This window comes from Siphonobacter sp. (assembly GCF_048595215.1).
Classification (GTDB): Bacteria; Bacteroidota; Bacteroidia; order Cytophagales; family Spirosomataceae; genus Siphonobacter.
This window is the reverse complement of sequence record NZ_JBMDWJ010000037.1, coordinates 1-6058: the sequence shown is the minus strand read 5'-3', so window position 1 is coordinate 6058 and position 6058 is coordinate 1. Positions and strand designations below refer to the sequence as shown.

The following is a 6058-nucleotide window of genomic DNA, read 5'->3' as shown; positions in this document are numbered from 1 at the left end:
CGTTTCCGTGTGTAGAGAGATGAATTGAGTCCGTTATTCGGTGTACAGTTTACCCGCCGCTTTGTCCAGGTCAACTTTAGCGACTAGGGCGTTGTACAAGGCGGTGTAGTAATTGGTCTGAGACTCCCGGAAGCTGGCTTCGGCATTGATGACTTCAATGTTGGAACCTACACCCTCCCGGTATTTGATTTGCGTAACCCGCAGGACTTCCTGAGCCAGATCGAGGTTCTTTTGTTGTTCCCCTAGGGTAAACCAGTAGTTGCGAAGCTGTACTTCCGACTGACTGAGTTGCAAGTCGATGCTCTGCTCAAGAAGTTTCACGCTGTTATCAATCTTCAGAAGGTTACTGCGGGACTGGGAAAGCTTGTAGCGTCGCGTAAACCCATCGAACACCGGTATGTTGATGGCGAAGCCAATCGAGCCAGCGTCCAGCCAGGGGCGGGTAACAAAGCGAGCAATGGTTTGCCGACCGTTGTAAAAACCGTAACTCCCCGTCAGCGAAAGCGTAGGCCATAAACTGCGGCTGACATTCTTGACGTCAAGTACCTGCAGCTGGCGTTGCGTTTCCAGCGTCGCGTACTCAATGCGGTCCGCGTATTGAAAGGGTTTCTTGACCTGCTGAATCATCGCTTCGCTGAATTCCGTTTTGGCCAGCTTTTCGCTTAAGGCCATCGGTTGATCCAGCGGGTAGCCCATCTGGTACTTCAGTAGCAGGTAGGCGAGATCCTGTAATCGCTGTACATTCTGCTGTTCCGTAACGAGGTTGTTTCGCTGGACTTCAATTCGTTGTACATCGATTTTTTCAACCAGACCTTCCACGTTCGAAGCCCGCGTATCCCGCAGCAGGGTATCCAGCCGGTGCACGTTTACTTCCAGTAAACTCAACCGCTCTTCGTTGACGAGTACCGAATAGTACGCTTTTGTTACATTTTCAGCGATGGTAATCTTGCTGGCCGTCAGGTTCTTGTTAGCCAATTCCGTATATACCTTGGCGGCTTTCAGACCCAGTAGATACGAACTGCTGAACAATAGCCAGTTCAGATTGGCGACTGCATTGGAATTGTAGCGAACGCCACCTAACGCCAGGGCCAGTTCCTCATCGCCCGGTAGAGCGGGCTCACCGGGAATGAAACTCATACCGGGTGGCATAAAGAAAGGCTGGGGTTTGATGGTATGCGAAAGCCCAAGGGCCACGCTGGCCTGGGGTAGACCCGTGGCTTTGATTTCGCCGATACGAGCCTGGGCGATAGCTACATCCAGTTGGGTATTGGAAACATTGCGATTGTTTTTGACCCCGTAATCAACAGCCTCTTTGAGGGTGAAGGTTTGCTGGCACAAACCCGTAAAACTGACAATGAAGCTACACCAAAGCGTGCCCCATCGGATCAGAATGAGTGGTTTCATGGGATATGGTTGTGTTGAACGTATTTCGGTTAGGTACCGAAACACGACGTAAGCGTTGAATCCTGAAGGATTCGTTAGATGAATCGTACTCCGAAGATGATAGGTCCGGGGATGAAACCGGATAGGGGCGATGGATGCGTAGCCCCCGGGTTCTTACAAGCTCATACTCGTAGGGAAAGGAATCGTTGATTGGTTAAGAATAGGCCGAACTGGAACGGCTCAAAGCTACGAAGTTTTTTCCAGGATGAGAAGACTTCGCCGAAGCGGACGCAGCATAACAATCATGGGATCATAGAGTTAAGGAGATGAGAGGTCAAAAGTCAGATTAGTGACTTTATCAACCTATACTTTTAGGATAGAGGGACGAATTTTCGTGATGAACTACCGGACCATACTAGACCTCACTCTTCTATTCGTCAATTTCCTCAAGCAAACCTAAAACCCGCTATTGACAACCCTATGTCAGTAGGTCCCGTATTTATTTAACGGAAAAATAAATAACGATCGGATTTCAATGGTGCGTTGATCTGCTGAGTACCAGCCGAAAAGCCCCCCGTACCCATAGCACGTGAGCCTTTCTTTATAGAAAGGCTCACGTGCTTACAGACCCAATTGGAAGGATACTTTGACCGCAAAACGCTGAGCGTTGGGAGAATCGCGATACGTCAGCCGATGCAGGGCTTCGATGCGGGCGATTCGAAAGACATTTTCAAACCCGTAACCTAGTTCTACATACGGCAGGGATTGCAGCGACTGAATACCCGGGTTTCCTTCGGGTTGAATCAGGAGTCGCTGGTTGGCTGCACTTAGTCGTCCATACAATACTTTGCCCGTGACAAAATTTCGCCAGCCCCAGTTACGCATCAGCGGGATACGATTGGTGAATAGTCCCTCGAATTTATGTTCTACCGCCAGCGATACGTAACGATCACTCACGAATTCAGCGTACTGCATGAGGTTAAACGCATTACGGTTGTAGAAAGGTGTAGGGTTTCCCTGATGTACCGTCAGCAAAGGATAAGGCAACGTCGAAGGTGTATAACCCGCCCGAACGGTATAGTTGGTACGCCCCCAAAGTCCCCAGAGTACCGTATGGTCGAGTTGCCATTGCCATTTGTGGTACGTCGTAGACGGGTACGAAGATGAGGCTCCATTGGGTTCGTAGGTGGTACCGTACTGATAGCGAAGCGTAACAATGGGGGCCGTTTCGGCGGGTCGCTGCCGAACTTTCCGGTTGTTTACCCGACGATTGGGTAAACGACCCGGGGCGTAACGGGTTTCGATGAACAACTCCCGGTTCCACAGATTCGTCAGGGTTGCTACACCGGTTTCCGAAGCGGGGAGCCGAATGGGAAACAGGAACTCCAGGGACTGCTGCCGAATCCCAACCGTTTGGGTGAAGTTCGGGCCCAAATCCTGCTGGCCTGCCAATACGGTTTCTCCCAAATAATACGCTTGCCGGAACCGACTGAATCGATTGGTGATTTTCAGGAACGGATCATCGCCGCTTTCATCCAGGCGTAAGCCCACTTGTTCCAGGTCATAGGTATGCCGAAGTGTGAGTAATGTTAGGGGGGCTCGTTTGGGAATAAAGCGAATTTCACCCCCCCGCTTCCAAATCTGATCCCGGGTACCATAGGCTGCGTAGGCGGATAACTGCCAGGTTTTGCTAAAGCTGGCATTGGTTTGTAGGCCCCAGCGGAGCCGATGACCTTCCACCCGGTTATACGCCCAGGCCGAAAATACGGAGCCCGTTTCCAACCCTTTCACGACGGGCAAATAACCGCCATTGAGCACCAATTCAGCCGCTTGCGTCGCTTTCTTAACCAGGGGTACCTTTCGAACCGTATCGATCAGGTGACGACTTTTCTCCAGTTCCTGCGAAGGCATCCGCTCGCGGTACACTTGCCAAAACGCGTCGCTGGCCTCCTGACGGTCAGCGGCTAGTTCCACGCTGGTCGTAAAGAAACGTACATTGCGGGGTTCTTCGGTCGTAAAGTGGTGTAGGGAGGTAGCATACACCACGGTAGCTCCAAAAGTATGTTTTACCACTTCACTAGCCTGAATCGTGAGTTGGGTGAAGCTGGGAATCCAGACTTGAGATTGACTCGGCTCGTAGGTAATGGACAAATCAATGCCTTTGATAAAATTAATATTGGCCTCGGCACCCAGGCGAGCTTCGATCCCCGCCAGGGCGTAGGTGAGCGTATCGATGAATAGACGACCTCGGAACACCAGATCATGCTCCTGTTTAGGATCGAATTCCAGGGTGTAACAGGTACGGCCTTCGATTTGCGTAGTATCCGCCAGGAAGTAGGTATACGCCTGCCGCCCGTGCGAAGCCAGGGGCGAAACAAAGGCTTTCCGAAACAGACTTACCTCATTTTCGTAGAAATGAAGCGTATTGAACCCCGCTCCGGTAAACATCGCAATGAAGCTGTCATCGGTAATGCCTACACTACTGATGTTCGTTTTAAGAATCTCTTCCTTGCTCAACTGCGGATGCCGACGGGCGTACACCCGCGAGACCGTCTCCGAAGCAAATACCGGAAGGTTTTCCCGACTCGCCTTGGGTACGCCCTGTAAAATCGTCCGCACGGGTTTGAGCTGTTGAAAACGTTCGTCCATGTTAGTAATACCGACCGAAAGCTGGCTGTAGGCTTCATAGGTGTAGCCCGAAAGCTGGCGGAAGTCGTTGGTGAAACGGCGAGCGTGTACTTCTTTGAGAATACGAAACGCCGGATTCTCTCCCGCCCGAATCACGACTTCGCTGAGCGTAGCCGCTGCGGGCTGCAGAGCCACCGAAAGGGAAGGGCCCGTAACCGCGACGCGGGTGGTTTGATAACCCACAGCAGAAATCAGCAGCGAATCCAGGGGCTGAGGACTGCGAAGCTGGTACCGACCCTGTTCGTTAGCAACGGTACCACTGGGTTTACCGAGTACGCCCACCGAAGCAAAGGGAATGCCCTGACCCGTCTTCGGATCGGTAATCTGTCCGGAAACTGCCTGGATTGAGACCTGGCCGTGTAGCGGAACACTCAGCAGGAGGCTGAGAGCCCAGAGCATCCATGCCGGAGAAGGAAGGGTATGTAGAACGTTCATGGCATATACAAGCAATGGAAGGGAAGATGAAAAACCGCTTGGTTGAACATCGCTCCTAGGACAACTTTACCCGTATCATCCCCCACGGCGTACAAAAAAATAAAGGTTGCTCGCCTATCATCGACGGAAAGAAGCGGGGTTTATGAATGTAAATTTGGCTGATAATGAGCTGGTTGGCGAAAGTGTAGAGGCTAGGCTGCTGGAAAAGATGCCTCAGTCGTTAGAAAAGCGGACTCAACTGTTTACGCATTTTTGAGTTATTGCAAGAGCCGATTTTGGCTAGAAACGTTGTGGTACGCACGAAGCAAACCCGTCGATTAACTATTAAAATACGCCATGGCTGAATGGATTGAATGGAAAGTAACCAGCATACGCCCCGAAACGGCCGATTGCAAAACGTATGTGCTTGAGCCGGTCGATGGCTTGCCGGTACCGTATCAGGCGGGCCAGTTTCTCACGCTCCTGTTGCCACACGAAGGACACGAGCTACGGCGTTCGTATTCCATCAGCTCCACGCCGGAAGTGGATACAAGCTTTAGCTTGACAATCAAGCGGGTGGTTAACGGGGAAGTGTCCCGCTGGCTTTTACAGAACCTGCAAGTGGGAGATACGCTACGAAGCCTGCCTCCTGCTGGCCGGTTTACCCTGGATTCGCAAGCGGATACGGATCTGTTTTTTGTCGCAGCGGGTAGCGGCATTACCCCCATTTATTCATTGATCAAGGCGGCCTTGCATCAGCAACCGCAGCGTCGAATCGTACTTTTTTATAGTAATACCAGTCGAAGCAGTACGATTTTCAAAGACGAGCTGGATGCCCTTACGCAGCAATTTCCGGAGCGACTAACGATTGAGTATCTCTACAGCAATCCGCCCGCGGATGAACTACCCCGCCGTCTCAACAATACCCTCTTTGAAAAGTTGCTGGCCCGGCATCTGGGTACTGGGCAACCCGCTTTCTACCTCTGCGGTCCGGAAGATTTCATGCGACTCGTCCGGATTGTACTGCTGTTTCTGGGTTTTCCGGCCGAATCGATCCGCAAGGAAAACTTTGTCATTCCTCCCCAAACGCCCGCCATTCCCGAGGGCTTCGGCGTGGCGAGTCAGGTTGAAATCGAGTACCAGAACCAGCGGTATACGCTCGAAGTCCCGGCTGGAACGTACCTGCTGACGGCAGCTCTCCAAGCGGGCATTGCACTGCCGTATAGTTGCCGGGGTGGGCGTTGTAGTACCTGTGTGGCCCAGTGTCTGGAAGGTCGGGTGAAAATGACCATCAACGATGTACTAACCGAACGGGAGCTGGCCCAAGGCGAGGTTTTAACTTGTACGGCTTTAGCGGAAACCAGTCGTATTTTAATTAAAGTAGGTTAGATCCGATTATTTATTGTTAAGTGGGTATCAGTATAGTTGGAATGTGGGCTTCACTGCTTTGATTTGCAAGTTCATTGCTAACCAACATTTCAACAGTACTATGAAAAGACCTCTTCTTCGGCTGTGGGCTGCCGGGTGGCTTGTGGCCGGACTAAACGCGGCGGCTTTCGCTCAGTTTGGTACG

3 protein-coding genes are annotated in these 6058 nt (G+C 51.7%); 1 reads left to right on the top strand and 2 read right to left on the bottom strand.

What is annotated here, in order from left to right; translation table 11 throughout:
• Positions 1-33: 33 nt before the first annotated feature.
• Both ACOJTG_RS02410 and ACOJTG_RS02405 read right to left on the bottom strand, forming a co-directional pair.
• Positions 34-1404 carry a TolC family protein gene (locus ACOJTG_RS02410; protein ID WP_420152344.1) on the bottom strand — a complete coding sequence of 457 codons (1371 nt, stop codon included), beginning with the start codon at positions 1402-1404 and terminating at the stop codon, positions 34-36.
• 600 nt (positions 1405-2004) lie between these two features.
• The gene (locus ACOJTG_RS02405) at positions 2005-4506 is read right to left on the bottom strand and encodes a DUF5686 family protein (RefSeq protein WP_420152343.1); all 2502 of its coding nucleotides are present in this window, start codon (positions 4504-4506) and stop codon (positions 2005-2007) included.
• 336 nt (positions 4507-4842) lie between these two features.
• Here ACOJTG_RS02405 and ACOJTG_RS02400 point away from each other — a divergent pair, with 336 nt between their 5' ends.
• Positions 4843-5874, top strand: a complete 1032-nt coding sequence (locus ACOJTG_RS02400; RefSeq protein ID WP_420152342.1) for a 2Fe-2S iron-sulfur cluster-binding protein — start codon at positions 4843-4845, stop codon at positions 5872-5874.
• Positions 5875-6058 lie beyond the last annotated feature (184 nt).

Bases quoted from the DNA above. Each gene is read 5' to 3' on its own strand.
- ACOJTG_RS02400 (WP_420152342.1), top strand. From the start codon at position 4,843: ATGGCTGAATGGATTGAATGGAAAGTAACCAGCATACGCCCCGAAACG.
- ACOJTG_RS02410 (WP_420152344.1), bottom strand. From the start codon at position 1,404: ATGAAACCACTCATTCTGATCCGATGGGGCACGCTTTGGTGTAGCTTC.
- ACOJTG_RS02405 (WP_420152343.1), bottom strand. From the start codon at position 4,506: ATGAACGTTCTACATACCCTTCCTTCTCCGGCATGGATGCTCTGGGCT.